Below are 25,424 nucleotides of genomic sequence, written 5' to 3' on the forward strand. Positions count from 1 at the left end.
ACGGGCCTCATGCACCGCCTGAGGTGTGGCCCACCTGGACCGCCCCGTCTGACAACCCGCTCGCAGGGCCGCCGTCTCCGGTGAGCCTCACGCAGCCGGGGCCATCTCACGAGGCTTCGTCGCTCCCCCGCTGTTCGTTGCTCCCTCCCGACATCAGATTCGGTAGGACCCCCGGCAGGAGCCCACTTCATGAGCCGACCCCGCCGTCCCTCCCATGCAGGCACGCCCAGCGACCGCCCGACAGGCTTCGTCCGCGTCCGTGGCGCCCGGGAGCACAACCTCAAGAACGTGGACGTGGAGATGCCACGCGACGCCCTGGTGGTCTTCACCGGCGTCTCCGGCTCGGGCAAGTCCTCGCTCGCCTTCGGCACGCTCTACGCGGAAGCCCAGCGACGCTACTTCGAGTCCGTGGCCCCGTACGCCCGCAGGCTCATCGACCAGGCGGGCATCCCGGAAGTGGACGCCATCGAGGGCCTCCCTCCCGCGGTGGCCCTCCAGCAACACCGGGGAGCGCCGACGACGCGCTCGTCCGTGGGCAGCGTGACGACCCTGTCGAACTCGCTGCGCCTCCTGTACTCGCGCGCCGGCACGTACCCGGCGGGCCAACCCCACCTGGACTCGGACGCGTTCTCGCCCAACACGCCCGCGGGCGCCTGTCCGAACTGCCATGGCCTGGGCCGCGTGTACGAAGTCACGGAGCGCTCGCTCGTCCCCGACGACTCGCTCACCATCCGCGAGCGGGCCATCGCCGGCTGGCCTCCCGCGTGGCACGGGCAGAACCTGCGCGACATCCTGGTGACGCTCGGCTACGACGTGGACCGCCCCTGGCGCGAGCTCCCCAAGAAGGACCGCGACTGGATCCTCTTCACGGACGAGCAGCCCACCGTCCCCGTCTACGCGGGCTTCACCCCAGCCGAGACACGCCAGGCCCTCAAGCGCAAGTCGCCCCCCAGCTACATGGGGACCTTCAGCAGCGCGCGGCGCTACGTGCTCCAGGCCTTCGCCACGACGCAGAGCCCGCTCATCAAGAAGCGCGTGTCCCAGTACATGGAGAGCGGCGAGTGCCGCGTCTGCCACGGCAAGCGGCTGCGTCCCGAGTCCCTGTCCGTCACCTTCGCGGGCCTGGACTACGGCGAGCTGTCCCGCCTGCCGCTCAAGCGCGTCGACGCGCTCCTGCGCCCCTTCTCCGACGGCACCGCCCAGGGCCTGAAGAAGCTCACGCGCGAGCACCCCGAGAAGGCGCTCGTCACCGAGCGCATCGCGAAGGACCTGGTGGAGCGCCTGCACGTCCTGATGGAGCTGGGGCTGGGCTACCTGTCGCTGGAGCGCGCCACCCCCACGCTCTCACCCGGTGAGCTCCAGCGGCTGCGGCTGGCCACCCAGGTGCGCTCCAACCTGTTCGGCGTGGTCTACGTGCTGGACGAGCCCTCCGCGGGCCTGCATCCGGCGGACACCCAGGCCCTGCTGCGCGCATTGGACTCGCTGAAGGGCTCGGGCAACTCGCTGTTCGTGGTGGAGCACGAGGTGGACGTCATCCGCCACGCGGACTGGGTGGTGGACGTGGGCCCCGCCGCTGGCGAGAAGGGCGGCGAAATCCTCTACAGCGGCCCGCTGGACGGGCTCCAGGAGGTGGAGTCCTCCCAGACGCGGCGCTACATCTTCGGCGAGCAGACCACGCGCACGCACGCGCCCCGCGCCCCCAAGGGCTGGCTGCGGCTGAAGGACGTGTCGCGCAACAACCTGCACGGGCTGGACGTCGACTTCCCGCTGGGTGTCTTCACCACCGTGACGGGCATCTCCGGCTCCGGCAAGTCGAGCCTGGTGAGCCAGGTGCTGGTGGAGCTGGTCGCCACGCACCTGGGCCACGCGCCGCCCGAGGAGGACGAGGAGGGCGAGCCCCTGGAGCGCTCCGAGGTGAAGACCACGGGCGGCCGCATCGTCGAGGGGATGGAGGGGCTGCACCGGATGGTGCGCGTGGACCAGAAGCCCATCGGCCGCACGCCGCGCTCCAACCTGGCCACGTACACCGGCCTGTTCGACCACGTCCGCAAGCTCTTCGCCGCCACGCCCGCCGCGCGCTCGCGCAAGTACGACGCGGGCCGCTTCTCCTTCAACGTGGCCAAGGGCCGCTGCGAGACGTGCGAGGGCGAGGGCTTCGTGAGCGTGGAGCTGTTGTTCCTGCCCAGCGTCTATGCGCCCTGCCCCACCTGCCATGGCGCCCGCTACAACGCGAAGACCTTGGAGATCCGCTACCGCGGCAAGAACATCGCCGAGGTGCTGGGCATGACGGTGGACGCGGCGCACGCCTTCTTCACCGAGGAGCCCCACGTGGCCCGCGCGCTCGGCGTGCTGCGCGAGGTGGGCCTGGGGTACCTGCGCCTGGGACAGCCAGCCACGGAGCTGTCCGGAGGAGAGGCCCAGCGCATCAAGCTGGCCACCGAGCTGCAGCGGCCGCAGCGAGGGCACACGCTCTACGTCCTGGACGAGCCCACCACGGGCCTGCACCCGGCGGACGTGGACAAGCTGATGACGCAGCTGGAGGGCCTGGTCGACGCGGGCAACACCGTCATCCTGGTGGAGCACGACATGCGCGTCGTCTCCGCCAGTGACTGGGTCATCGACATGGGGCCGGGGGCGGGAGACGAGGGTGGGAGCATCGTCGCGGCGGGCCCTCCCGCGAAGCTCGCCCGTTCATCGACGAGCCGCACGGCGCCGTTCCTCACACTAGGATGACCGTCCCCAAGCGCCCTGACGGGCGGAGGTGACGGTTCATGAGACGCTGGCTCGCGCCGTTCTGCATCGCGTTCGTCCTGCTGCTGGGCTGCGACCCGGCCGACCCCGTCAAGCCGGGCCGGCCCTCCACGGAGACGGACGCGGGCACACAGCAGCCGCCGCTCACCAAGAGCGTCAAGCGAGGCCTCGCCTTCGACCTGGCCACGCCCGAGGACCTGGCCGCGGTCTCCCCGGGCGTGAGCTGGTGGTACAACTGGAGCCCTCAGCCGCACGCCAACGTCCCCACCGACTTCCGCACCCGCTACGGGATGGACTTCATCCCCATGCTGTGGAACGGGAACTTCGACGCCGCGCGCATCGAGCAGATGCTGCGCGCCAATCCCCACATCCAGTACCTGCTCCTGCTCAACGAGCCCAACCTGACGGACCAGGCCAACATGTCGCCGCAGGCCGCGGCGCGGCTGTGGCCCCGCTACGAGAGCGTCGCCGCCAACACCGGCGTGAAGCTGGTGGGCCCGGGGATGAACTGGGGGACGCTCGCCGGCTACTCGGACCCGGTGGTGTGGCTGGATGCCTTCTACGCCGCGTATCGCGCGGAGAACGGCAACCGGGAGCCCCGCATCGATTACCTGGCGTTCCACTGGTACGACTACGGGCTCGACGGGCAGCTCAACCGGCTGACGAAGTACGGCAAGCCGTTCTGGGTCACCGAGTTCGCCAACTGCCACCAGCAGCGGGACGGCGCGCAGATCGACTCCGTGGCGAAGCAGAAGGCGCAGATGACGGAGATGGTCGCCGTGTGCGAGCGGCGCGCGGACGTGTTCCGCTACGCATGGTTCACCGGCCGCTGGACGAACGACCCCTGCTTCGCGAGCCTGCTGGGCCCCAACGGCGTGCTCAACGAGCTGGGCCAGCACTACCTCTCGCTGCCCGCGCAGTGAGCGGGTGCTGGAGGCTCAGCGCTGCGTCAGCAGCGTCATGGACTCGTACTGGCTGCCCTCGAGCTGGAACGCGCCGGGGGCCTTCGAGTCCTTCTCCAGCTGGTTCTGGATGCCCTTGGGGAGCTGGGCGTACAGGTCCTGACCGAGCAGTTGCTCGATGCGGTCCACCGGCACGCGCGCGTCCTCCAGCAGCGGGACGATGGCTTCCTTCTTCGAGGGGCCGTCCTTCAGGTTCGGCACCATGTACGCGAACATCGTCAGGTTGCCGTTGGGCAGCTCCAGCAGCACCGTCTTGAAGTTGTGCGTGGGGACGGCGATCTTCCGGTCCTTCGCGCCCATGGTCTCCACCTGGTCCTTCGGCAGGGGCTTGCCCTTGTCGTCCAGGAACAGGTTGCCCGTCACGATGTAGGCCTTGCCGCCCGTCTCTTCCACCAGGCCGTGGATGGCCTTCTCCAGCGTGCGCCACACCTGCTGGTTGTGGTTGCCGTACTGGGGCGCGATGTTGGTCATCTGGTGGCTTTCGTTCATCGCCTCCTGCGTGGGCGAATCCTCCGCGGGCTTCATGTGCCCACGGTCGAAGCCGGTGTTGTTGTAGTCGGAGTCGGTGATGCCCGTGAGCGGCAGCGACGGGTCTCTCACGAAGGTGCTCTTGTTGCGGTTCACCTCCACGGGCGTCTCGTGGATGTCCGCGGCGGAGAGCATGTGGCTGACGAAGGTGGGCAGGTTCTTGCCCTCGTCCAGCATCAGCCGCGAGTACTGCTTCACCATCTCCAGGCCCTTGCCCGCGCCTCCCTTGGGACGCAGCGGGTCCACCTCACCGGCGGCCTCCGCGACGCGGCTCTGGAAGGCGGCCATCTGCTGGTCGGGCACCCACTTCGTGCCGTCCACCTGGTTGGCCTTGGACTTCTGGATGTAGGCCGCGAGCTCTTCCTGGCTGACCTTGCCGTCGCCGTTGCCGCCCAGCAGGTCGGCGCGCTTGGCGAGCCCGTCCTGCCACTTCGCGTCGAAGGCATCCACCTTCACGGAGCCACCGGCCTCGGTGAGCTTCGCGTCGAGCGCGGCGCGGCCCTGCTGGAGCGCGGTGGAGGTGAGGTAGCGGCCGTCGGTGGGGGCGGTGAGGTAGGCCTGGATTTCAGCCGCGGAGACCTTGCCGTTGCCTCCGCGCGTCTTGGTGCCCGCCTGGTCCGCCGCCTTCAGCAGGCCCGCCTCCCAGCTCTGGTCCGTCCAGCCGAACCTGGTCTGCAGCTCGGTGATGGAGACCTCACGGGCGCTGGAGCGAGCCCAGGCGCTGGTGTCCTGGGGCTTGAGGCCATTGACGGGCGCGGACTCGGTGGACACCGAGGGCGACGGGGTGCTGGCACGAGAAGTGGGTCGCAGCGTCGTCATGGCGGTGACTTCCTTGGGCCGACCAGGGGCTGGCGCGGAGTGAGGCCCGGCCTCTCTATCGTCGGCCCGACGGGGTGCCCGGTTGCGTCATGGCCCCACATTTCTGTCACGAAGTCGTGACTACGGCTTCTTGCCCTGGGACGCCTGGACGGTCCGTGCGTCCGCCTTCGCCTGCTGGAGCGTGCCGACGATCTGCGCCTCGGCCTGGAGGCGCTCGACGTAGTCGGCGGCGAGCCCCGCGCGCTCGGCGGCCAGGGCCAGCGTGACGAGGAAGGCCTCGCTGATGGGGCCCTGGGGGGAAGGGGTGGCCCTGGGCGGGGGCGTGAAGGCGTGGGCGGAGAGCAGCGCGCCGGTGGCGGTGCGCACCTTGACGGGGCGGGAGGTGGAGGCCTCGGCGATCACCGATTCCAGCCGGCTCACCGCGTCCCACGCCTCCGGGGAGAGCCGGCGCAGCACGCCGGGGAGCTTCTTGCCCGGGGCATCCACCAGCCGGGCCACCTTGCCGCCCCAGGCCAGCGAGGGCACGTCGTAGACGACGTCCACGTCCAGGGCCTCGGCCAGCTCTCCGTCCGGCAGCGCGGGCAGGACCGGCAACCCCGGCAGGCGCTCACGCGCCGTCACCGGGGACAGGTCGACGGAGTAGGCGAACCAGGAGCGCGGCGAGGGCGTGGCGGCGGGCATGGTGTCGAGTCTCGACGGGGCGAGGCCCCGGGACAAGCCCCCGTGGGTGTGGGCCGGGGCGTCGGGCGCGAAGCCTGGTGGGGTGAGCGCCAGGGTCGTGGGCCCGCAGCGACGACGCATTCCGGCGCAACACCGGGCGAGCGCACGACCGGGCGGAGGGCCTCAGCGACGACGCCTTCCGGGGCTACACCTGGCGAGCGCGCCACCGGGCGAGGGCGTCAGCGACGACGCCTTCCGGAGCACCACTGGCGAGCGCGCGACCGGGCGAGGGCGTCAGCGACGACGCCTTCCGGAGCACCACTGGCGAGCGCACTACCGGGCGGAGGGCGTCAGCGACGACGCCTTCCGGAGCACCACTGGGCGAGTGCGCCACCGTGCGGAGGGCGTCAGCGACGACGCATTCCGGAGCACCACTGGGCGAGCGCACTACCGGGCGGAGGGCGTCAGCGACGACGCCCTCCGGGACGAGGCAAGGAGGGCTACTCCTCGGTCGTGCGGTTCGCGGCGAGCTCGATGACGTTGACCATCAGGTCCTTCACGCGACGGGGCTTCTCGCCACCGTTGTCGCGGAGGATGAGGTCGATGTCGTCCTCGGGCTCGTGGTACTCGGGGATGAGGTCGCCGCCGCCCTTCGGATTGGACAGGCCCTCGAAGAGGAAGAGCACGTCCTCGCCCTTGCGGCCGAAGACGGCGCCGTCCTGACGGTCCCGGTACATGTTGATGTCGCGGTTGATGCGGTCGAACGGGTCCGGCAGCTGCGCGTTGGCCTGCTCCACCACGTCACGGAAGTAGTTCGCCTGCCCGCGACGGTCCGTGTCGACGACGGACAGGCGCTGGTCATCCCAGCGGCCCACCATGTCCACGTTGATGACGCCGGTGATCTGCTCGGTGCCCAGGCCCGGAATCGGGTGGTCCACGAAGTACTGCGAGCCGACCAGGCCCTTCTCCTCCGCGCCCGTCCAGATGAAGAGCACGGAGCGGTCCAGCTCGCCGCGCTTGGCGGCCTCGGCCAGCTCCGGCACCGCCGCCATCAACACCGCGCTGCCGGACGCGTTGTCGTCCGCGCCGTTGTGGACGTTGCCCCGACGATCCGTACCCACGTGGTCCAGGTGGGCCATCACCACGATGACCTCGTCCTTGTGGGGCCCCGAGCCCGGCAGGAGCGCCATGGTGTTGACCGCCTGCCCGGACTCCGTCGCCAGCGAGCGCAGCTCCTCGACACTGCGCAGGCCGCCGTCGCGCGCCGGCGCGAGCGGCTGGCCCTCGGCCTTCATCGCGCTCTCGTACTTCTTGTTGAGCATGGCCAGCGTCTCCTGGGGCATGCCCTCCTCCAGGTAGAAGCCCTCCTCGAAGAGCTTGTGGCCGAACTCCTTGTGCGCCTTGTGCCCCTCGCCGCCGTGCACGTGGTTCTCGCCCGGGTTGCCCAGGAACGAGTACACGTCGAAGCGCTGCTGGTACGGGTTCTCGGGGCTGTTCACGTTGGGGCCGACGAGGCCGTACTTCTCGACGTGGGCCTGCACGTAGGCCGACGCCGCGTCGAGCCCGGGCGACGGGCTGTCACGCCCCTGCAGCTCGTCCGAGGCCAGGTACGCGATGTGCGTCATCGGGTCCGAGTCCGCGACATTCGGCGCGGGCTCGGTGGGCGTCTCCGGCGTGGGCTCCACCGGGCCCTGGCACGGAGGCGGGGGCACGGGAGCGGGCAGCTGCGGGAGCGGCTGGGGCACCGGCGCGGGAAGCTGCGGTAGTTGCGGCGCGGGGAGGCGGGGCAGCGGCTGGGTGGAGCCGGTCTCGAAGCGGTCCTTGTTCCAGCTCAAGTCGGGCGCCTTCGCCTTGTTCTCGGGCGGCGGAGGGGCCTTCGCGGCCGGGGCTCGCGACGACGCGGTGGGCAGGGGACGAGGCGTGTCGCTGATCTTCGAGGCCATGGTTTGGGGGATCCCGATGGAGAGCGTGAATGGCGCGCTTCGGGATTATCGCCACAGTGTGCCTCCAGGTTGCGAGGAGACCTCACTTCACCGTGATTTCAGTGGGTTGTATCAACACATGTTTCAGCGGCGGCGGATCACCGGGCCCCGAGGGCCAGGGTGGTGGGCGCGCAGGGCGTCCACGAAGGCGCTCAGCGCCGGCTCCCGCTCCCCTGCCCGGGTCGCCACCGCCCAGTCCAGCCAGAGGCCCCGAGGGCCGACGCGCACGGCGTGCAGCCCGCCCTCGGCGAGCCACGGCGTCACGGCCCACCGGGGCAGCACGGTGACGCCCAGGTTGGCGCGGACCATCTCCAGTGCCACGCCCCCCGTCATGGGGATGAGCGTCGCCTTGCGTGGCGAGAGGTTGCCCGCCTTCGCGAGCGCCCGGCCCAGCGGCGTGTGCGCCGCGAGCGCGCCCGCGTCGACCCAGACGTGCTCCTCCGCGAGGGCCCGGACCTCCACCTCCTTGCGACGCGAGGTGGCCCACGCATGCTCCCGGCCCACCACGGCGACCAGCTCGTCCCGGAAGAGCGGCTCCACCTGGATGCGGGGACCGGGCCGGGCCTCACCGGCCACGAGCGCGACGTCGAGCCTGCGCGACAGCAACCACTCGGTGGGCGCCTCCCCCGCCTCGGCGACGATGGTGACCTCCAGCCCGGGCCAGTCCCGGGAGAAGCCGCGCAGGAGCTCCGGCAGCCAACGGTAGGACTGCAGACACGCGGTCGCCACCCGGAGCGTGCCGCTGGCGCCGCTCAACAGCTCCCGCGTCTCCGCCTCGGCCCGGACGAGCTCGCTCAGCACCGAGCGCGCGGCCTCGGTGAGACGCCTGCCCGCGGAGGTCGGCTCCAGCCGTCGCCACTGACGATGGAACAGCGGCCCCCCGAGCCGGTCCTCCAGCTCCCGCAGTTGCTGGCTCAACGCGGAGGCAGACAGGTGGAGCTTGCGTGCGGCGGCGTTGAGGCTGCCCAGCTCCTCGATCGCGGCGAGCAACAAGAGGTGACGTGTCTCCACGAGCGGGCTCGGCATCGATTCAGCCTGCCTTAACACTGCCTCCGGAACAACGCGTTCGACTGAATCGAAGCCAGCTCGCATCTTCGCGTGACGGAACACCCCGCCGCGAGGTCCGGGTCTGGCTCGCGCGCCGGGAGGAACACCGACCCGAAGGATGGATGGACACCATGAATCGTCACCTGCGCACGTCACTCGCGGCGCTCCTCGTCACCCTGCTCGGCTGCGCGGGCTCGACGACGGGCGGCCCCTTGGCTTCCCGGTCCACGTCTCCGAGCACATCGAACGTCGAGGCGTATCCCGTCGAGCACCTCGCGGTGCGCTCGCTCATCGAGCGCTTCGCGGACGCGGCCAACCATCAGGACTGGCAGACCATGGAGTCGCTCTTCACCGAGGACGCGGTCTGGGAGGTGAAGGCCGCGCCGCCCATGGGCTGGACGTTCGAGGGACGCAACGCCATCCGAGAGGGCATGACGGGCAATACCGCGCGCGTCGAGCTGCGCGTCATGAGCGTCACGCCCATCGTCGTCCACGTGCAGGGCCCCGAGCGGGCCACCGCGCGCTCCACCCTGGACGAGGTCCTCCGCGTCAGGCAGACGGGCAAGGACCTGCGGGTGGTGGGCACCTACTCCGACCAGCTCGTGAAGCAGGACGGCCAGTGGCGCTTCGCCCGGAGGACCTTCGAGTTCCGCTACGAAGAGGAGCTCGGCACCCCCACGGGAGATGCGCGATGAGCGCCGCGGCGACACCGCGCGTGGCGCTCTGAGGCTGGGCGACGGGCTCGGCTCAGAGGTGACGGACCTCGGCCGGGGGCTTCGTGAAGTCGTCGTCGCGTCCGTTGACGTAGGTGATGGGCGAGCGCATCAGCTCGTCCACGTCCACGTCGTCCAGGCAGTTGACCTTGATGGTGTAGTACTTGCCCAGCTCCGTGTCGTCGCCCCAGCCGAACGCGTGCACGCCGCAGTGCTTGCAGAACAGGTGATGGAGCTGCCTGGTGCGGGACTGGTACTCGGTGAGCGCGGACTCACCGGCCAGGAGCCGGAAGTCCTCGGGGCCGATGACGGATTGCCACAGCCGCGCCTTGGTGCAGATGGAGCAGTTGCACTTGTAGGTGCCCTGGCTCAGGTCGACATCCGCTTCGTACCGGACCGCTCCACAGTGACAGCCGCCGACGTACGTCTTCTTCACGAGTGACGCTCCTCATGGCCCCAGCCACGAGCCCCTCCCTCCCGAGAGCCCCGCCGCCAGCCCCCTCTCGTGGGGGCTTTTCCGTTCCGGAGAAGCAGAGCACGAGACGGCGCCCGGGCCACGGCCGGATTTCGCCCGACCGCGCCCTCCTCCACGAGGGCGACATCCGGGACGTCGTCACGCCAACGACCCGCCGCGCGAGCGTCGCATACCGTCGACGAGGCCCGGGGCGGCACGTCCGACATCCGACGGAGGACCGGGCGCCCGAGCGCTCGTCATGCGCGCCCACCCCACCGCGTCCGTGCCCCGGCACGGACAGTCCGGAGCTACTCTCCGGCCGCGCGCACCCGACCTCATGGACCTCACGCTCTGGGCCACCTTCACGCTGACGATGGCGCTCTTCGCCATCACTCCGGGACCCGCCGTCTTGCTGGTGGTCTCGCAAGCGATGTCGCGGGGCTTCCGGGCGGGGATGAGCGCGACGCTGGGCATCCAGGCCGGCAACGCCGTGTACTTCCTCGTCTCCGTGGCGGGCCTGGGCGCCGCGCTGGCCACCTCGCGAATCGCCTTCAACGCCATCCGCTACGCGGGCGCCGCCTACCTCGTCTATCTGGGCGTGAGCACGTTGTGGGCCGCGAAGCAGAGCCTCACGCTGGCCGAGCGCCCCAAGCCGCCCCTGTGGCAGGGCGCCTTCGTGCAGGGCTTCGCCAAGCAGCTCGCCAACCCCAAGTCCATCCTGTTCTTCGGCTCGCTGCTGCCGCAGTTCGTCCAGCCGGGCCCTCACGCGGGGCTGCAGTTCACCGTGTACGGCGTCTCCTGCATCGTGGTGGAGGTGCCGGTGCTGGCCGGGTACGCCTGGCTGGGCGTCGCCGGAGGCCGCGTCTCCAGCTCACCGCGCGCCCAGGTCTGGCGGGAGCGGCTGTCGGGCCTGGCGCTCATCGGCATCGGCGTGGTGCTCATCACGATGCGTCCGCCGGCCTGAGGCCCACGCACGGCGCCCTCGGACCCGGGGCGCCGTGCCGGACGTCCTCTCAGGGCGACGGCGTCGACTCGGCGGGCGCGTCCGCGGGCGGCTCCTTCAGCGCCTCCAGCTCCCGCGCGTTGGCCGCGCGCGTCTTGGGCTTGCCCTTCTCGATGCTGATGAGCGTGGCCTTGTTGCCCAGGACGCACGCCAGGGTCTCCCCCAGCGCGGGGGCCTTCTTCACCGCGTCGCAGCGGCCCACGTAGGCCACTTGACGGCGCGCGGGCTCGATGCCGAACGCCATCGCGAAGAACTTCCCCGGGGTACCAGCGAAGGGGCCTCCGGACACGAGCGTCACCCAGGTGTCCTTCAGGAGCTCCGGCGTGTAGAGCACGTCGTAGCTCTCCGGCTTGCACTCGCGCTGGGTGCTCCCGGCCTTGCAGCGCTGCGCGCCCCGAATCTTCTCGAAGAGGCCGTTGTCCACCCGCGCGGTGAACATGGGCGCGGGCAGCTCGTAGCGCACGGGCCCGGCCTTCTCCAGGCCCGCGCAGGTGCGCTTGCCATCCGTCGCGGAGACTCGCAGCGTCAGCGGCATCTGCTGCGTGCCCGTGGACGAGGTGAGGATGAACGCGGTGCCCGTCTGCGCCAGGGACTCGGGGACGGTGACGGAGAAGGCCCCGATGAAGTCCGAGGGCCCCTCGTCCGAGTCGGTGAGCAGCAGGTGCAGTGAGCCGCCCACGCCCACCGGGAGCCAGGCCCCCGAGCGCGTCTCCTCCAGGAAGAGGCTGTTCCACAGGAGGACGCTGGCGTCCTCCTGCTTCGGGCCGATGACGACGGGCGAGGCGCCCTCCACGTCGACCGCCATCGCGGTCAGCTCCGGGTCCGCCGAGGAGCCTTCGTCCCACGCGGAGCCGCTGGCGTTGGTCGACTCGACCTTCGCCGCCAGCGGGGACACGAACAGCTCCTTGCACGCCCGATAGTCCTGCGCCCACGCCTGCGTGGAGACACAGAGCCCCAGCAACAGCCACCCTCGCATCATGCTTCCTCTCACTCCAGCCTGGGCGTCAGCGCCTCGGCTATAGCCCCAACGCGTATACCTTGTTCCGGTCCACCACGTAGACACGGTCCTTCACGATGACCGGGTCCCGCAGCGCGCCGCCGTCCGACGTGCCCACCAGCGACAGCTTGGTGGCGCTCCACAACGTCGACAACGTGGAGACGGCGACGACATGCAGCCCGGTGCGCGAGGTGATGACCAGCGTGGGGATGCTCACGCCCGAGTCGTCCTTCGTCCCCGACGCCGCCGCGATGCTCGTACTGCGCCTGCCCGCGAAGGGCGTGGTGGAAAAATCCAGCAGGTCTCGCCCGTAGAACGGGACGACGACGTCATACACCCCCGTCAGCGTGGTCGTCAGGGGCGCGCCGCCGGAGAGCGCGTCGAAGGAGTACAGGACGGTGCCCAGGTTGGAGCCGGAGGTCTCCTGCGCCGCGAAGATGGCCCGTCCGGCCACGAGCACCGGCGCCTGGAAGCCGGTGAGGTGCGAGGCGGGGAGCGGCGCGGAGCGGAAGAGGCTGGCGCCGTTGTAGCCCGCGTTGCGGATGTTGAACGTCACGGTGCCGGTGGCCGGGTCCCGCTCCAGCAGATAGATGCGATTGCCCGACACGCTGATGTGGCTTGCGGGCTCCAGCGCCACGCGGGGCCAGCGCGCCGTGCCCGTGGCGACATCCCAGCCATACAGGCCCGTGGCGAAGGGACGGGGCTCGGTGGCGGAGCAGTTGGTGGAGCACTGGAAGTTGTAGAGGGCGGCCAGGTAGATGAAGCCGCCGTCCGCGGCGATGGAGCCCAGCCGGTCCTCGGCCGTGTCCCACTGGTGCTGCGGGAAGACGCGCGTGCCGCCGTAGTAGCCGTAGGTGTTCAGCTCCAGGAGCAGGTTGCCGCGCTTGTCGAAGGAGCGCAGGCCCAGCTTGGGGCCGTGGTAGTGGAGCTGGTTGTAGACCCACAGGCGCGTGCCGTCCGACAGCGACTGGCCCCAGCTGTCGTTGGGTGCCTGCTCGTACTCGGCATAGGGGATGGTGCCTCCGGAGTAGTAGTTGGCGCCGAACTGCTGGCTCCAGGTCCGGATGCCGTCGTCGTTGCGGACGATGCCCTCCTTCGCCTCGAAGACACCGCCGCCCACGTTCTTCTCGTAGGTGAACATCGTCGGCCAGTGGCCCCGGTTGTCATTGAGCTGGCGGTCCACGCTCCACACGTTGGCGCCGGTGTCCACGGCGAGCTTGTCCAGCGCGGGGCTGCCGCCGGAGCCGACGTAGTTGGGATTGGAGTTCCACGTCAGGTAGACGCCGCCGGTGTTCGCCACCACGCGCTCGACGCCCTGCACCGTGCGCCCCACGCCGGCGGTCGGTGCGTACTCCCAGAGCTTGCGCAAGGGATGCCACGCACAGCCGTCGGAGGTGGAGGAGCGGCGGGCATCATGCCCCAGCGTCGTCCAGGCGTTGGTTCCCGTGCACGGTGGCACCACGGCGGAGGTGACGACTCCCGCTGTCTCGGCTGGCGGGGGCGGGGCCTCCGTCCCCGGGCCTCCACAAGCGACGAGCCCCACGGCGGACCCCATCAGCACCACGCTTCGTGTCTTCAGCGTCATGGCACGACCTCCCCGTTTGTGGGCCCACGCTAGCGGTTCACGACACCGCTGTCCCCACCTCCCCCTTGCCCGCTTGCAGCCGGAGGGGCTGGGCACGGCCATACGTGAGCGAGCGCCACAGCCACTCCACCGGTCCGAAGCGGAAGCGCGAGAGCCACAGGTGGCTGAGGACAATCTGGAGCGCGAAGATGCCGAGCGACAGGAAGATGACGCGTGACGGCGGCAGCTTCGTGATGAGCCCCAATCCCCAGCCGTTGTAGATGAAGACACTGACGACCGACTGCATCAGGTAGTTCGTGAGCGCCATGCGGCCCACGGGCATCAGCACGGCGAAGACGCGCTGGACCCAGCCACGCCGGGACAGGAGCGCGAAGATGGCGACGTAGGCCGCGCCCAGGAAGAGGCAGCCGAGATCCTGCACCTGGTTGAGCAGGATCGACGTGTCACGGCTCATCTGGTCCATCAACCCCAGCGAGCGCAGCCGCCAGAGCACCAGCCCCAGGCCATTGCCGATGACGCCGAGGAAGAGCCCCCAGAACAACAGGCGGTGGTGCACGGGCCGGTTGCCCTCGATGTCCTGGAGCAGCAAGAGCCGCCCCGCCAGCAGCCCGAAGAGGAAGCGGCCCAGCGCGAAGCTCATCCAGACGAGGCGGTTGGGTTGAAGGAAGGTCTCCACGTTGAAGCGCATGCCGCCGAGCATCGCCGTCCAGAGCGAGTCACTCGAGTACGCCTCCAGCAGGCGCGTGCGCGCCGCCAGCTCCGCCGCGCGCGTGGCCGTCGCCGCGGCCTTCGCGGCCTCCGCGCCGTGGAGCCATATCGGGATGTGGTGTGAGAGCAGCTGGACGGTGCTGGGTATCACCGCCATGCACAGCACGGCCCAGATGAGCACCGTCCTGTTGGAGGCGTTGCGGAACAACAGGAGCAGGAAGCCCACCAGCGCGTAGGTGTGCAGGATGTCGCCCACCCAGATGACGTACTGATGGAACAGCCCCAGGCCCAGGAGCACCAGCAGGCGCCGGGCATAGAGCCGGGTGATGGAGTCGCCCCGCTTCTCCGCGCGGGACATCTGGATGCTGAAGCCCAGGCCGAAGAGGAACGAGAACAGCGTCACGAACTTCTGGTTCACGAAGAACAGGTAGAGGTTGTTGATGACGGTCTCGAAGAGCGGCGCCGTCAGCGCTCGCGCCTCCTGGGGCGGCATCAACACCCGACCACTGAACCAGGCCGCGCTGTTGGAGACGAACACACCGCAGAGGGCAAAGCCTCGCAGGGCATCCAACAGCGTGACGCGCTCACCGACGTCCACCGGGCGAGCCTCGGCGGAGGGCGGCGAGGAAACGACAACGGGCTCGGACATCGCTCAAGCAGATGTCCGAGCCCGTTCGTCGTCAACCGGGACTTGCTACGTGAGCACCATCCAGCTCGACCCGAGGTCGACTACCCCCGGCGCGGCGAGTTCGACGCGCACCAGCCATACCCGCGGCGCTCGCACTCGACGCGCTCCCGACGCTCACGCTCCAGCCGGGCCAGACGCTCACGCTCCTGACGCTCGCGCTCCAGTCGGGCCTGGCGCTCACGCTCCAACCGCGCCTGCCGTTCGCGCTCGACGCGGGCCTGACGCTCACGCTCCAACCGCGCCTGCCGCTCACGCTCCAACCGCGCCTGACGCTCACGCTCCTCACGCTCACGCTCCAGTCGGGCCTGACGCTCACGGTCCGCGCGCGAGACGTTGCGCTGCCCCTCCGCCCACTCCGTCACCTTCTGCGTCGCGACGGGGGAGGCACCATGAACCGACTGCGCGAGGACGGGAGAACCCATCGTGAGGGAGCACACCACCAGGACTCGCATCAGCTTGCTGTTCATGACGACCTCCTTCGCAGCGGGTTGCGCCGCGCTCTGTACCTTCTGACGCGCCTCCCTCGGGTCTATTCAGGATCCGTCCCCCGCACCGGGCAGGGCACACACGGAGTCCAGGCGCCACTCGGGACGGCATGGGAAACAACGCCACGCTGCGTCCTGGCGGCGGCCTCGCATACATCCACCTCCTCACGGTGAGGGACGACGCGAGAGGCATCGCCCTCATCGCCGCACATCTCGCACGGAGGCGTCGGAGGACCACCGGGTCGCCAGCCGTCTGTCCTCCTCGTGCGAGGAGCCCGCCGAGGTGCTTCGGTGCACCTTCGCGCCCGGCGCGCGCAGGAGCCTGAGCACCTCCGCAACCTCGCGTGGCTGGCAGTCGGCCCTCGTTGCGCGATGACCGCGCCGAGGTGCTTCAGCCTCAACTCCTCATGCCCCCCGCACGAAAACGCCGGAGTCTCGGCGACCTCGTGCCGCGAAGACACAGGACAGACGCCTGACGTGATGCCGTACCGGGCCTATCGTGCAGGCAATGGCTGCTCAGCCCTCCGCGCAGCCGGGCGTCTTGTCCGGGTCCGGGAAGGGATGCTCCCGGTGGGGTGCCTCGTCATCGTCACCTTCCGCCACCCCGGGCGTGTGCCCGGGCACCTCCTCCTCGTAGCCCGTCTCCCGCGCCGTCCTGCCCTCCGAGGGGTCGCCCGCGCGTTGGCGCTCATCGATGTCCGGCATCACGTCCTCCTGGGTCGTCCTCGCGAAAAAGATAGGCAGTGCCGCGCACGAAGACGGCGCGCCGGGCGATGATGCGCGGCACAGCGGAGGCGGCGGCATGGGCACACACCTGGGAAGCACCTTGCGACAGTGGAAGGACCACGCCTCGCGGCTCGTCCAGAACACCGTCTCCCTGGCGGCGACGGTGTACGTCACCCTCCGGCCCGACCGCGCGGGGAGCGAGCGGGCCCAGCAGAACGCCGAGCGGCTCATCGCCGCGTGTCGCGAGTTCGAGGCGCGACGTGGCCGGCTCCCCGAGGCGCTGTCCGAGCTCGTCCCCGACCTGCTGCCCGAGCTGCCCCGGGCGAAGTTCGACGGCCCGCACTTCGGCTTCACCTATGACGTGACGCAGCAGCGCCACGTGCTCGGCTGGACGGACCGGCTTCCCTTCGGCCGCCCCTACTACGTCTTCGAGGAGGACCGCTGGGGGTATCTCGACTGACACCCGTCCGGAGGGCGTCCTCCACGCGTGACACGGTGTTGGGCTAACGTCCCCCGACATGCGCGTCTCGCGACTGTCGGCCGCCGCCCTGTTGCTGTGCCTCGCCATGGTGGGTTGTGAGCGCAAGGCCTCCACGGCCCCGCCCTCGGCCCCCCAGCCCGCGACGACTCCCGACAGCTTCGCCAAGGCGGGCCTCACCGCGCCCGCGACGGTGCCCGGTGTCATCGAGCCGGGTGAGGTGGACGTCGCGGAGCTTCGCGACGCCCTGGCCAACCCCACGCTCCTCGACGACGAGGCGATGGAGCGCCTGCTGAACCACCTGCGGGCCGAGAGTGGCTTGCCTCCAGACACCACCGGAGAGCTGCTCGAAGGAGCGCCCGGAGGCGCGCCGCCCAGGCCACAGGCGCTCCGAGCGGCCATCCCGCCTCCCGCCGCCGCACCCGCGCCCCGAGAGGCCCAGGAAGCTCTCTCCCTCGAGAGGCGAACAGCGGACGCCGTGGCCCGTCAGGCCGTCATCCGGTCGCGTGAAGCCATGCAGGTCATCCGCGGGAGCAGCGGTGGCGGTGGCGAGCTCACGCAGGAGCCTTCCAAGAAGGAGCGGGCCGACGGCGCTCCACCGCCCACGAACCTGCCCACGCCCGTGTTGCCCAAGGTGGACGCGGCGCCTCGCGCGGCCAAGGTCCTGGTGCGTGACGAGTCCGGCCGCTACCAGCCGCTGAAGACCCGCGCGATTCGCGTCGTCACGTACATCCAGGGCGCCCGCGCGCGCACGGTGGTGGACCACCTCTTCGAGAACGACACGCCCCACGCGCTCGAAGGCACCTTCTACTATCCGCTGCCCGGAGGCGCGTCCGTCGCGGGCTTCGCGCTCTACTCGGGCGCCGTCGCGGTGAACGCCCCTTCCCTCTTCCAGTCCTCGGACCTGCTGCCCGCGCTGGGCGACGGCACCGCCGACCTGGAGCGCCTCACCGCCGCCGCGCCTCCCAGTCCGAAGGGCGCGAAGCGCTCATGGGGCGAGGTGCAGGAGGCCCGCGTCGTCGAGCAGAAGCGCGCCCGCGAGGTCTACGAGGACATCGTCCGCGACAACGTCGACCCCGCGCTGCTCGAGTGGGCGGGCGCCTCCACGTTCAGCGCGCGCGTCTTCCCGCTGCCGCCCCGCTCGCTCAAGCGCGTGGTCATCGCCTACGAGCAGACGCTCATCCACGACGGCCAGCACCTGCGCTACACGTGGCCCCTCCCCGTCGGCGCGGGCAAGGACGTGCAGGTGTCCGCGCGCGTCCACGTGGACCCGACGCAGGTGCGGCAGGAGCTCGTTGCTCCCGACGCCAAGGGCAGCGCTCGAATGCTCGGCGCGTGGCGGGTGCATGACTGGCCCCAGCTGAAGGGTGACGGAGCGCTGTCCGTCGCGCTCGCGCCGAAGGACGCCGACGCGGACGTGCTCGTGGGCAAGGACGACGCGGGCCTTCCCGGCCAGGCCTTCCATGCCCGCGTCCGTCTGCCCGCGAAGCTGACGTCGACGGCCGAGGGCCCGCCCACCGGGCGCGCCGTCCTGGTGGTGGACACCTCCCTCTCCACCGAGGACGGGAACGCCTGGGCGCTCCAGGCCGCCACCCTGCGCGCGCTCCTGGAGAAGGACACCACGCTGAAGGAGTACGCGGTGCTCCTCTTCGACGTGCGCCCCCGCTGGCTGCACGGCACGGGCTGGAGGACGAACGACGCCGCCCGCCGTCGGGAGACGTTCTCCGAGCTGGAGCGCGTGTACCTGGAGGGTGCGTCGCACGTGGACGGGATGCTGGCGGAGCTGGACCGTGCCGGCGCTGACTGGCTCAAGCCCGCCCAGCCCGGCACGCGCGTGACGGCCCTCCTGCTGTCGGACGGCAACGTCACGTGGGGCCCGAGCACCGTCGAGTCGCTCATCTCCCGGCACACCAGCGCCGAGTCGCTGCGGTGGGTGACGTACCGCTTCGGTGAGGCCGCGGTGAACACGGAGCTGTTCGACGCGCTCGCCCGGGCCAGCGGAGGCCGGGGCGTGTCGGTGCTCTCCGGAGCCCAGGTGGATGCCGCGGCGACGGCGCACCGGGCCAGTCCCGTCGTGCTCTCCCGCGTGGAGGTGAAGGGCGCGCCGGTGAAGGACCTGGTCATCGCGGGCCGCCCGCACCTGGTGTTCCCGGGCCAGGAGCTGCTCGTGGCCGGGCGGCTGACGGAGCCCGGGGCCGCGGCGCTCGTGGTGTCCACCCGCGCGGGCGAGGAGGAGAAGACGCTCGAGGTGCCCCTGCCTCGCGACACGAACAGCGCGTTCGCGCCTCGCGCCTGGGCGGACCTCTTCGTCGCCCGACTCGTCGCGCTGGACGACGTGCGGCTGGACCGGATGGTGGTGGCGCTCAGCCAGCACTACCACCTGGCCAACGCGCGCGCGTCCATGCTCGTGCTCGAGACGGCGGCCGACTACACGCGCTTCGCCCTGAGCGACGAGCGCGTGGAGCTGACCGACCTGGAGCTCCTGCGCAAGCGCGAGCAGGACCAGCGCCGGGATGCGCTCGTGGGGCTGGACCTGGACGCCGTCCCCAAGTCGGGGCGCGCCGTGGTGGACGCCCTGACGCGGCAGCGCGCGGCCCTCGCGCCCACCCATCCGCGCCAGCCCTTGCGCGACGAGCCCTACGCGGGCGGCGAGGCCCGCCTCACCGCGGAGCTCACGTACCGCAAGGCGCGTCGGGAGAACCGGGACGATGTGACGCTGTACGAAGGCATCGCCCGGGAGCGCGCCTTCGCGGGTGACACCGGAGGCGCCGTGCGGGCCCTCTCGTCCCCCGTGGAGCTGCGCCCCAAGGACCCGGAGGCGCTGCGACTGGTGGGCTACGGCCTGCTCGCCCTGGGCCAGTACGCCGCGGCGACGGAGCTGTTCGAGCACCTGCGGCTCAGCCGCACCTTCGAGGGACAGGCCTACCTGGAAGAGGCGCTCGCGCTGGACGCCGCCGGCCGCTACGCCGAGGCCGCGCGCAACTACGAAATCCTGCTCGCCCGCCCCTTCCCGCGGCACCCCGGTGAGCTGAGCCTGGTCGCGACGTACCACTACGGCCGGATGCTCTCCGCGCTGGCGCGACACCCGCGCGCGGAGCCCATCGTCCAGGAGCTGCGCGCGCGCCTCGCCGAGCTTGGGAGCCCCGGGACGTCGGGCATGTACGGCGACGCCTTCTCCCGCGCGCCCATCGGCTATCAGCTCACCACCCACTGGAACTCGGACCAGACGGACATCGACCTGTGGGTCATCGAGCCCGACGGCGAGCGCTGCTACTACCAGCACAAGCAGACGCGGCTCGGAGGCCAGCTCTACTGGGACATCACCGATGGACTGGGGCCGGAGCTGTACCACGCGCGCAAGCTGGTGCCGGGGCCCTATCATGTCGTGGTGCACTTCTACGGACACCGCGCGCCCAAGCTCGCCGTGCCCACGGCCGTGCTGCTGGTGAGCGACAGGAACGTGTTCTCCGTCGACGAGCCGACGCAGCGCCGCTTCCAGCTGCGCATCCTCCCGAAGAAGGATGCGAAGCTGCTGCTGCGCCGCGAGGAGTTCATCTCCCGGAAGACGGCGACCATCGCCACCCAGCCCCCACCCTGACGTCTCCCCCCGCGAGGTCCGGCATGAGTCACCATCGCAAACCCCGAGGCCCCATCGGTCGCGTCGGAGGCCTGCGCCGCGTCGAGGGCGCCGACGCCATCCTCCGCGTCCGCGCCCTCGAGCGCGTCTCGGGGCCCCAGCGCGTCGAATCCAACGACGTGGCCCGACGCTCCTTCGCCGAGGCGCTGGATCGCGCCTCGCGCGGGCTGCACAGCCCGGAGCCCCTGCCCACCGTGCACCGCCCTCCGCCTCCCCCCGCGCGACGCACGCGCGAGGAGGACGAGCCGATGACACCTCCGGAGCCTCCTCCGGAGAGCTTCATGGGAATCCTGTGGTGGAAGATGCGGGGCCACCGCTAGCGACCCGCCGTCCCCGTCAGAAGGTGAAGCCGCCGCCGAAGTAGGGGCCGTGCATCCTGTCCACGTGGGCCACGCCGTCCACAGTCCCCAGGTCATCCAGGTACAGGCCGCGCCAGCCGCCGCGCAGCATCAGGCTGCCCAGGTGCAGGGCCAGGCCCACCGTGGCGTCGACCTGGAGGAACGGCAGCGGCGTCAGCTGCGCGCGCGCCTCGAAGTCCAGCGGGGAGAACAGACATGCCTCGAAGGACAGCGCCACGCTCGGGCCCGCCAGGGTGATGTCCGGGGCGTGGGCCGTGCTCAGGCCGCCCTCCGCGCGCAAGCGGAGCGCGTCGTGCACCACGAAGGCATACGTCAGGTGCGCCGACACGAGCATGAGGTCGTCCTCGCCCGGCGTGCCGTCATCCGTGGGCTGCTTCAGCCACATCATGCGGGTCTCCACCCCGAAGCGCTGGCCTTCCAGCCCCGCGAGCAGGTCCACCCCGCGCACGTCGTCGAGCATCACCAGTCGCTGCGCGCTCAGCCGGAAGGACAGCGGCACCGCGTGCCGTCGCCCCGCCAGGAGGGGCTGGGACGTCTCCGGGTCGAGCCGCTCCGACAGGTGCGTCCCCGTGTTGGCGATGGTCCGGGCGGCGCCCTGGAACAGCCCGCTGAGCAGGCTCGCCACGATGCCGCCCGATTCGTCGTCTCCTTCGTCCGAGCAACAGTCATCGTCGGTGAACGCGTCGCGCGAGCGGGGCTTCTTCCCGTCGTCATCGTCGTCCTCGGTGCCGATGGCCGAGGCCTCGTGCGTGTCCGGGTCCGCGCTGGAGTCGTGCGTGCTCGACTTCGAGTCGCTCGGGGTGTTTTTCTTGCCGAAGCGCGCCTCGGCGGCGGGCGCCCAGACGAGCCCCGCAAGCACCCCCAGACACCACAACGTCTTGATTGGGAACACGCCCGCTCCCGCGTCGATGGACGCGGACCGGCCACCGCGCGGAGGGCATTCAACCGCGAGCCGGGGTCTGATTGTCAATCAGCCCCGTGGCGGCGCTTCAGCGACGACGGCGTGGAACGGATTGGGCCCCGAAGGTGTCACACGCCTCCAGGGTGCCCTGCGTCAGGCCGCGCTTGAACCACTCGACGCGCTGCGCGGACGAGCCGTGGGTGAACGACTCGGGGACGACGTGCCCCTGGGCGCGGCGCTGAAGCGTGTCGTCGCCGATGGCGGACGCGGCGCCCAGGCCCTCCTCCACGTCACCCGCCTCCAGAATCTGGCGCTCGCGCTGGGCATGGTGCGCCCAGATGCCGGCGAAGCAGTCCGCCTGGAGCTCCTGGAGCACCGACAGCGCGTTGCCATCCTCCGGCGACGCGCGCTGCCGCGCGGCCTGCACCTGACGGGAGATGCCCAGCAGGTTCTGCACGTGGTGCCCCACCTCGTGCGCCACCACGTAGGCCTGCGCGAAGTCGCCGGGCGCACCGAAGCGGCGGTCCAGCTCGTCGAAGAAGTCCAGGTCCAGGTACACGCGCTGGTCCGGCGGACAGTAGAAGGGCCCCACCGCGCTCTGCTGGAACCCGCAGGCCGAGCGCACCGCGCCGGTGAAGAGCACCAGGCGCGGGTCCACGTACTCGACGCCGTGGGGCTCCAGGAGGCCGGGCCAGGTGTCCTCCGTGTCCGCCAGGATGACGGAGACGAAGTCCTTGAGCTCGGCCTGCCGCGGGTCATCGGGTACGCCCGAGCCGCCCGTGCCGTAGTCGCTGGACGGCCCGCGTCCACCGCTCGGTGTGGTGACGACCGACGGGTCTCCCCCGAGCAGCATCACCAGCAGCGCCACCACCAGCGACGCCGCCCCGCCGCCCACCGCGAGCGGGCGTCCCAACCCCGCCCCCCGCCGGTCCTCCACATTGGAGCTGCGACGTCCTCCCTGCCACCGCATGCCTGCCCCCTCGCGGATGTCTTCCTGTCCAGGCAAGGTAGTCAGCGTCGGAGCGGGAGGACGCAGGGCCCCGCCTGCCTCGCCTGGGTGGACGGACACCAGGCGAGGGAGCACGCCGCCCGTCAGGGTGACGACAGGGCCTGGAGCATCGGCAGGACGCGGCTCTTGTCCGCGACGACGCCCACCACCAGACGCTTCACGCAGCCGTCGAACTCCTGCTTCACCTGCTCGGCCGTCACCGCCTGGAGGTGCGCGGGGCGCTGGGCCAGCGACTCCGCGGGGAAGCCGCGCACGCGCGCGTCCAGGAGCGACTGGACCCACGACTCCGAGGAGACGAACGACACCGCGTCGCGGGACAGCAGGCGCTTCCTGGCGCGCGCCAGCTCCGCCTCGTCCACGCCCTGGGCGAACGACGCGAGCGTGTCCTGCACGGCCTTCGCGCCCTCCGCCATGCGCTGCGCGTCCACCAGTCCCTCCACCAGCAGGTGCGAGGCGCCACCGCGTCCCAGCCAGGTGCTGGCGCTGAAGCCATACGACGCGCCCTGGCGCGCGCGCACCTGGTCGAAGATGCGCCGGCCCACCAGCTCCGCCATCACGTCGTAGCGCGCCGCCGCCTCCGGCGTGGCCGTGGGCAGCCGACACGCCAGCTGCAGGTGGCCCTGCGTCGCGCCGGGGCGGGACGTCACGAGCGTCCGGGGCTTCGCGGCGGGCGACGGCAGCCCCGGCGCGGCGGGCACCTCCACCGGCGAGGCCGGCCCGTGCTTCCAGCCGCCCAGGTACTCGCGCACCAGCGGCTCCACCGTCGCCACGTCGAACTCACCCGCGATGACCACCACCGTGTTGGCCGGACGGTAGACGTCGCGAATCCAGGCGGTCATGTCCTCCTCCGACACGCGGGACAGCTCCTCGCCCGTGGCGTGGCGCGAGTAGGGGTGCGGCTCGTAGAGCAGCTGCATCAGGTCCCGCTGCGCGCGCTCCTCCGGGTGGGAGTCCAACGTCTTGCGCCACGGCACCAGCTGCTCCTGGAGGAACCGCCACGCGTCATACGAGGTCCGCGTGGAGGAGAGCTGCTCGGCCAGCATCGCGAGCATGTTGCCGACGTTGCCGGACGTCCCGGCCACCTCGAAGCGCTGGTGGTCCCGGTGCATGCCGCCGTGGACGTGCAGGCCCCAGTGGCTCGCGTTGCCCTCGAACCAGGACTCGCGGAAGGAGCCATACTCCGCCATCTCCGCCACGCCCGCCTTGGGCCCGTACGTGCGCCCTCCGCCCAGCACCGCGCCCACGCGCACCACGGGCAGGCCCGGCCGGGGCGCGAGCAGCACCTCCATCCCGTTGTCGAGCTTCAGCGTCCGCACCGGCGCGGACAGCGCGGCCTGGGCCGCCTGGGCGACGCGCTCGGAGCGGGCGCTCGCGGGCGGCTCCTCCGGCAGCGCCACGGGCGCGGCCACCACCGCGCCGCCCGACTCACCGGGCCGCACGAGGATGACGCGCGCGCGCTCGCGCTGGAGCCACTTGTAGGCGAAGTCCGTCACCTTGCCGCCGTCGAGCGTCATCAGCGCCCGCTGCGAGCGCGTGTACCCGCGCGCATCCAGCATGAAGTGCGTCAGCTCCGCGCGGCGCACGGTGCGCGAGAGCAGCTCCTCGGACTCCAGCACCATGCCGGTGATGACGTTGCGGCGCAGGGCCTGGAAGTCGTACTCGCGGCCGAGCACCGCCCCCGCCTGGCCGGCCTCCTGGCTCCACGTCCACTGGACCTCGTCCAGCATGTTGTCCGCGGACCTGCGAGGGTGGCTGCCCTGGGTGAGCACCACCCTCACCACCAGCAGCGACGCACGCGTGCCGGGCAGCAGCATCGTGGAGAACCCGGCGATGTCACCGTCCCGCCGCATGGAGCCCCCCAGGCTGCGGCCCAGGTTCACCCGCACGAAGTCGTGGATGGCGCTCGCCTCGTCGAAGGAGCGCGGCAGCACCCAGGAGATGTACAGCTCCGGGGAGCCGACGGCGGCCTGGTACTCGGGCATCTGCGCGGGCGCGGCGCGCAGGGGCGGCTCGGACACGGGGGGCATGCGCGAGTCCACCGCCAGCGGGGCCCCGGTGCCCACCCAGTCCGGGGGGAGGTTGTCGAGCAGCACCGCCTCCACCCTCGCCAGGTCCACGTCGCCGGCGATGACCAGCGTCGTGTTGTCCGGCCGGTAGTGGGCGCGCGTGAAGCGCTGCGCGTCCGCCAGCGACAGGGCCGTCAGCGACTCATGCGTGCCGATGACGGGGCGCGAGTACGGGTGCTCCGGTGCATAGACGGACGCGTGCACCCAGCTGAAGACCTGGCCCACGAAGCCCGTCTCGTTGCGCTGGCGCAGCTCGTTGCGCACCACCTCCCGCTCCACCGCGAACATCTCGGGTGTGAGGCCCGAGAGGGGCGCGGACAGCCGCTGCCCCTCCATCTTCACGAGCAGGTCCAGCGACTCCTTGGGCGCCACCGTCTGGTACACGGTGTGGTCCATGCTGGTGAAGGCATTCGAATAGCCGGCCGCCGCGTCCTCCAGCCGGGTCGACACCGAGGGGCTTCCCCCATGGCGCGCGCGGAAGGCCAGGTGCTCCACCACGTGCGCCAGGCCCTCCTTGCCCATCGGGTCGCCGGAGCCGCCCACGCCCACCAGGGCCACCATCGCCACCACGGGCGCTCGCGGGTCCTGCTCCACCACCACGCGAAGCCCCGACGGCATGCGGAAGTCGCGCAGCGGGAAGGACACGTCCCGCATCACCACCTGTCCGCGCTGCGGCAGCGTGGAGCACGCGCCCAGCACGACGCAGAGCAACCCCACGACAGCCGACACCACCCTCCGCCCACGCGGAGGATTCCCAACCTGGATTTGTGAGCTCATATGAAGCGGACTCGCGCGACTGCGGGACGGACACACCGCGCCCCCTCCGGGCGCCAGCCCCAGGTCCATAGACCAAAGGCAGCCTGGAG

General features: G+C 71.1%; 20 protein-coding genes. 7 read left to right on the forward strand and 13 right to left on the reverse strand.

The features are described 5' to 3' along the window. Nucleotides 1–189: 189 nt before the first annotated feature. Both uvrA and AC6JA9_RS31345 read left to right on the forward strand, forming a co-directional pair. Nucleotides 190–2,733, forward strand: a complete 2,544-nt coding sequence (gene uvrA / locus AC6JA9_RS31340) for an excinuclease ABC subunit UvrA (protein ID WP_408889594.1) — start codon at nt 190–192, stop codon at nt 2,731–2,733. 38 nt (nt 2,734–2,771) lie between these two features. Beyond that, the gene (locus tag AC6JA9_RS31345; RefSeq protein WP_223745310.1) at nt 2,772–3,674 is read left to right on the forward strand and encodes a glycoside hydrolase family protein; all 903 of its coding nucleotides are present in this window, start codon (nt 2,772–2,774) and stop codon (nt 3,672–3,674) included. A gap of 15 nt (nt 3,675–3,689) precedes the next feature. Here the strand turns inward: AC6JA9_RS31345 and AC6JA9_RS31350 are convergent, their stop codons facing one another. The 4 genes from AC6JA9_RS31350 to AC6JA9_RS31365 form a co-directional block, all read right to left on the reverse strand. Further along, on the reverse strand, nt 3,690–5,060 hold the full coding sequence (locus tag AC6JA9_RS31350; protein ID WP_497958283.1) for a DNA/RNA non-specific endonuclease: 1,371 nt from the start codon (nt 5,058–5,060) through the stop codon (nt 3,690–3,692). A gap of 120 nt (nt 5,061–5,180) precedes the next feature. After that, nucleotides 5,181–5,741 carry a gamma-glutamylcyclotransferase gene (locus AC6JA9_RS31355; RefSeq protein ID WP_223781915.1) on the reverse strand — a complete coding sequence of 187 codons (561 nt, stop codon included), beginning with the start codon at nt 5,739–5,741 and terminating at the stop codon, nt 5,181–5,183. Nucleotides 5,742–6,220: 479 nt separating this feature from the next. After that, the gene (locus AC6JA9_RS31360; RefSeq protein WP_497958284.1) at nt 6,221–7,465 is read right to left on the reverse strand and encodes a M28 family metallopeptidase; all 1,245 of its coding nucleotides are present in this window, start codon (nt 7,463–7,465) and stop codon (nt 6,221–6,223) included. Nucleotides 7,466–7,786: 321 nt separating this feature from the next. Continuing rightward, the gene (locus tag AC6JA9_RS31365; RefSeq protein ID WP_223745306.1) at nt 7,787–8,728 is read right to left on the reverse strand and encodes a LysR family transcriptional regulator; all 942 of its coding nucleotides are present in this window, start codon (nt 8,726–8,728) and stop codon (nt 7,787–7,789) included. A gap of 152 nt (nt 8,729–8,880) precedes the next feature. Here AC6JA9_RS31365 and AC6JA9_RS31370 point away from each other — a divergent pair, with 152 nt between their 5' ends. After that, nucleotides 8,881–9,444 carry a nuclear transport factor 2 family protein gene (locus AC6JA9_RS31370; RefSeq protein WP_426745449.1) on the forward strand — a complete coding sequence of 188 codons (564 nt, stop codon included), beginning with the start codon at nt 8,881–8,883 and terminating at the stop codon, nt 9,442–9,444. A gap of 52 nt (nt 9,445–9,496) precedes the next feature. Here the strand turns inward: AC6JA9_RS31370 and AC6JA9_RS31375 are convergent, their stop codons facing one another. Beyond that, entirely contained in the window at nt 9,497–9,898 is a 402-nt protein-coding gene (locus AC6JA9_RS31375; protein WP_426745448.1) for a GFA family protein, read from the reverse strand. Between the two features lie 355 nt (nt 9,899–10,253). Between AC6JA9_RS31375 and AC6JA9_RS31380 the strand changes: the two genes are divergently transcribed. Continuing rightward, nucleotides 10,254–10,880, forward strand: coding sequence for a LysE family translocator (locus AC6JA9_RS31380; protein ID WP_046715388.1), 627 nt, complete (start codon nt 10,254–10,256; stop codon nt 10,878–10,880). A gap of 49 nt (nt 10,881–10,929) precedes the next feature. Here the strand turns inward: AC6JA9_RS31380 and AC6JA9_RS31385 are convergent, their stop codons facing one another. The 5 genes from AC6JA9_RS31385 to AC6JA9_RS31405 form a co-directional block, all read right to left on the reverse strand. Continuing rightward, nucleotides 10,930–11,898: a hypothetical protein gene (locus tag AC6JA9_RS31385; RefSeq protein WP_223781914.1), complete on the reverse strand. Its 969-nt coding sequence runs from the start codon at nt 11,896–11,898 to the stop codon at nt 10,930–10,932. Nucleotides 11,899–11,935: 37 nt separating this feature from the next. After that, on the reverse strand, nt 11,936–13,285 hold the full coding sequence (locus AC6JA9_RS31390; protein ID WP_497958285.1) for a hypothetical protein: 1,350 nt from the start codon (nt 13,283–13,285) through the stop codon (nt 11,936–11,938). A 253-nt stretch (nt 13,286–13,538) separates the two neighbouring features. After that, nucleotides 13,539–14,858: a DUF418 domain-containing protein gene (locus tag AC6JA9_RS31395; protein ID WP_223781912.1), complete on the reverse strand. Its 1,320-nt coding sequence runs from the start codon at nt 14,856–14,858 to the stop codon at nt 13,539–13,541. An 80-nt stretch (nt 14,859–14,938) separates the two neighbouring features. Then, on the reverse strand, nt 14,939–15,364 hold the full coding sequence (locus AC6JA9_RS31400) for an ATP-dependent DNA helicase (RefSeq protein WP_223745300.1): 426 nt from the start codon (nt 15,362–15,364) through the stop codon (nt 14,939–14,941). A 534-nt stretch (nt 15,365–15,898) separates the two neighbouring features. Beyond that, nucleotides 15,899–16,087, reverse strand: a complete 189-nt coding sequence (locus tag AC6JA9_RS31405) for a hypothetical protein (RefSeq protein ID WP_141332274.1) — start codon at nt 16,085–16,087, stop codon at nt 15,899–15,901. 97 nt (nt 16,088–16,184) lie between these two features. Between AC6JA9_RS31405 and AC6JA9_RS31410 the strand changes: the two genes are divergently transcribed. The 3 genes from AC6JA9_RS31410 to AC6JA9_RS31420 are packed head-to-tail and all read left to right on the forward strand — an operon-like array spanning nt 16,185 to nt 20,543. Beyond that, a complete protein-coding gene (locus AC6JA9_RS31410) occupies nt 16,185–16,568 on the forward strand; it encodes a hypothetical protein (RefSeq protein ID WP_223745299.1) in 384 nt (127 codons plus the stop codon). 58 nt (nt 16,569–16,626) lie between these two features. Continuing rightward, nucleotides 16,627–20,184: a DUF2135 domain-containing protein gene (locus tag AC6JA9_RS31415; protein WP_497958286.1), complete on the forward strand. Its 3,558-nt coding sequence runs from the start codon at nt 16,627–16,629 to the stop codon at nt 20,182–20,184. Nucleotides 20,185–20,207: 23 nt separating this feature from the next. Continuing rightward, nucleotides 20,208–20,543, forward strand: coding sequence for a hypothetical protein (locus tag AC6JA9_RS31420; RefSeq protein ID WP_223781910.1), 336 nt, complete (start codon nt 20,208–20,210; stop codon nt 20,541–20,543). A gap of 16 nt (nt 20,544–20,559) precedes the next feature. Here the strand turns inward: AC6JA9_RS31420 and AC6JA9_RS31425 are convergent, their stop codons facing one another. From AC6JA9_RS31425 to AC6JA9_RS31435, 3 genes are all read right to left on the reverse strand, one after another. Then, on the reverse strand, nt 20,560–21,474 hold the full coding sequence (locus AC6JA9_RS31425) for a hypothetical protein (RefSeq protein ID WP_223745296.1): 915 nt from the start codon (nt 21,472–21,474) through the stop codon (nt 20,560–20,562). Nucleotides 21,475–21,571: 97 nt separating this feature from the next. Next, nucleotides 21,572–22,453 carry a KPN_02809 family neutral zinc metallopeptidase gene (gene ypfJ, locus AC6JA9_RS31430; protein ID WP_141331514.1) on the reverse strand — a complete coding sequence of 294 codons (882 nt, stop codon included), beginning with the start codon at nt 22,451–22,453 and terminating at the stop codon, nt 21,572–21,574. A gap of 122 nt (nt 22,454–22,575) precedes the next feature. After that, entirely contained in the window at nt 22,576–25,275 is a 2,700-nt protein-coding gene (locus tag AC6JA9_RS31435) for a M16 family metallopeptidase (RefSeq protein ID WP_497958287.1), read from the reverse strand. Nucleotides 25,276–25,424 lie beyond the last annotated feature (149 nt).

The organism is Myxococcus sp. MH1 (genome assembly GCF_059738865.1).

Excerpts from the sequence above, each read along its gene's own strand:
- AC6JA9_RS31345 (WP_223745310.1), top strand. The coding sequence starts at position 2,772 with ATGAGACGCTGGCTCGCGCCGTTCTGCATCGCGTTCGTCCTGCTGCTG.
- AC6JA9_RS31400 (WP_223745300.1), bottom strand. The coding sequence starts at position 15,364 with ATGAACAGCAAGCTGATGCGAGTCCTGGTGGTGTGCTCCCTCACGATG.
- AC6JA9_RS31355 (WP_223781915.1), bottom strand. The coding sequence starts at position 5,741 with ATGCCCGCCGCCACGCCCTCGCCGCGCTCCTGGTTCGCCTACTCCGTC.
- AC6JA9_RS31380 (WP_046715388.1), top strand. The coding sequence starts at position 10,254 with ATGGACCTCACGCTCTGGGCCACCTTCACGCTGACGATGGCGCTCTTC.
- AC6JA9_RS31405 (WP_141332274.1), bottom strand. The coding sequence starts at position 16,087 with ATGCCGGACATCGATGAGCGCCAACGCGCGGGCGACCCCTCGGAGGGC.
- AC6JA9_RS31415 (WP_497958286.1), top strand. The coding sequence starts at position 16,627 with ATGCGCGTCTCGCGACTGTCGGCCGCCGCCCTGTTGCTGTGCCTCGCC.
- AC6JA9_RS31410 (WP_223745299.1), top strand. The coding sequence starts at position 16,185 with ATGGGCACACACCTGGGAAGCACCTTGCGACAGTGGAAGGACCACGCC.
- AC6JA9_RS31365 (WP_223745306.1), bottom strand. The coding sequence starts at position 8,728 with ATGCCGAGCCCGCTCGTGGAGACACGTCACCTCTTGTTGCTCGCCGCG.
- AC6JA9_RS31350 (WP_497958283.1), bottom strand. The coding sequence starts at position 5,060 with ATGACGACGCTGCGACCCACTTCTCGTGCCAGCACCCCGTCGCCCTCG.
- AC6JA9_RS31385 (WP_223781914.1), bottom strand. The coding sequence starts at position 11,898 with ATGATGCGAGGGTGGCTGTTGCTGGGGCTCTGTGTCTCCACGCAGGCG.
- AC6JA9_RS31420 (WP_223781910.1), top strand. The coding sequence starts at position 20,208 with ATGAGTCACCATCGCAAACCCCGAGGCCCCATCGGTCGCGTCGGAGGC.
- uvrA (WP_408889594.1), top strand. The coding sequence starts at position 190 with ATGAGCCGACCCCGCCGTCCCTCCCATGCAGGCACGCCCAGCGACCGC.
- ypfJ (WP_141331514.1), bottom strand. The coding sequence starts at position 22,453 with ATGCGGTGGCAGGGAGGACGTCGCAGCTCCAATGTGGAGGACCGGCGG.
- AC6JA9_RS31395 (WP_223781912.1), bottom strand. The coding sequence starts at position 14,858 with ATGTCCGAGCCCGTTGTCGTTTCCTCGCCGCCCTCCGCCGAGGCTCGC.
- AC6JA9_RS31370 (WP_426745449.1), top strand. The coding sequence starts at position 8,881 with ATGAATCGTCACCTGCGCACGTCACTCGCGGCGCTCCTCGTCACCCTG.